At 78.2% G+C, this 1,465-nt stretch carries 2 protein-coding genes; both read right to left on the bottom strand.

Going from position 1 to position 1,465, the window contains the following annotated elements; genetic code table 11:
- Positions 1-96: 96 nt before the first annotated feature.
- Entirely contained in the window at positions 97-486 is a 390-nt protein-coding gene (gene rbsD, locus V7E45_RS40100; RefSeq protein ID WP_333779221.1) for a D-ribose pyranase, read from the bottom strand.
- Positions 483-1,385, bottom strand: coding sequence for a ribokinase (locus V7E45_RS40095; RefSeq protein WP_333779220.1), 903 nt, complete (start codon positions 1,383-1,385; stop codon positions 483-485). Before V7E45_RS40095 ends, rbsD begins: the two co-directional genes overlap by 4 nt.
- Between the last annotated feature and the right edge of the window lie 80 nt (positions 1,386-1,465).

Genomic DNA, 1,465 nt, shown 5'->3' with positions numbered 1-1,465 from the left:
TGTTGCGGTGGGGGCGCGCGGGGGGGGGGCGCCCCCCCGGCGGGCCGCCCCCCCCCCCCCCCCGGGGGGGGGCGGCCCCCCCCCCCCCGACGCGCGCTAGAAGAACACCCCGCACCGCAGCAGCACGTTGGCGTACGGCCTGGCCTCCCCGGTGCGCACCACCAGGCGCGCCCGTGCCGACAGTTCCTTGAGCCGCTCGTGCGGTACGTGCGTCAGGCCGGGGATCCGCTCGGCCAGCAGCCGGGCCGCCGCCGGGTTGGCGTCCCTGACCTCGTCGGCCGCCGTGGCGCCCTCCACCACCAGCTCCGCCAGCAGCCCGTCCAGCACCTCGGCGAAGGACGGAACACCGGCGCGGAAGGCCAGGTCGACGACGCGCGGCCCGTCCGGCACCGGCATGCCCGCGTCGCACACCAGCACCTCGTGCCCGTGCCCCAGTTCGGCCAGCGCACCCGCCAGATGCCGGTTGAGGATGCCCGCCCTCCTCACAGCGCCTCGACCTCCCCGAGCGTCGGGTACGACTCCTGCGCGCCCCGGCGGGTCACCGCCACCGCGCCGACCCGGGCCGCGTGGGCCGCCGCGTCGGCGAGGGCGGCGCCGGAGCCGAGCCCGACGGCCAGCGCGGCCGTGAACGCGTCACCGGCGCCGGTGGTGTCGACCGCGTCCACCTTCGGCGCGGGCACCCGGCTCACCCCCGAGCCGTCGCACACCAGCGCGCCCGCCGCCCCCAGGGTCACCACCACCGAGCGCGGCCCCCTGGCCGACAGCAGCCGGGCCCAGTCCGCCGGGTCCTCGCTCCCGCACGATTCACCGAGCACGACCCGGGCCTCGTGCTCGTTCACGATCAGCGGGTCGCAGACGGCCAGGACCTCGTCGGGCAGCGGGCGCGGCGGGGAGGGGTTGAGTACGAAGCGGCTGTCCGGGGACAGGTTCCGTACGACCTCCACGACCGTCTCCAGCGGGATCTCCAGCTGCGCCGACACCACCCGCGAGGCACGGACCAGGTCCGCGGCCGCGCGGACGTCCGCCGGGGTGAGCCGGGCGTTGGCGCCGGGCGACACCACGATGCTGTTGTCCCCGGAGGGGTCCACGGTGATGAGGGCGACCCCGGTGGGCGCCCCGCCCACCAGCACGCCCGCCGTGTCCACCCCGGCCGCCCGCTGCGCGTCCAGCAGCAGCCGGCCGTGCGCGTCGTCGCCGACCCGGGCCAGCAGCGCCGTACGGGCTCCGAGCCGGGCCGCGGCGACCGCCTGGTTGCCGCCCTTGCCGCCCGGGTGGACGGCCAGGTCACCGCCGAGCACGGTCTCGCCGGCGGCCGGCCGCCGCTCGACGCCGATCACCAGGTCGGCGTTGGCCGAACCCACGACCAGCAGGTCGTAGTCGTACATGGAATCGACTCCCCTGAAGAGATCATCCGGGGGGGGGGGGGGGGGGGGGGGGGGGGGGGGGGGGGGGGGGGGGGGGGGGG

This window comes from Streptomyces sp. IBSBF 3136 (assembly GCF_036815105.1).
In the GTDB taxonomy this organism is placed as follows: Bacteria; Actinomycetota; Actinomycetes; order Streptomycetales; family Streptomycetaceae; genus Streptomyces.
This window is presented reverse-complemented; position numbering and strand designations above follow the sequence as displayed.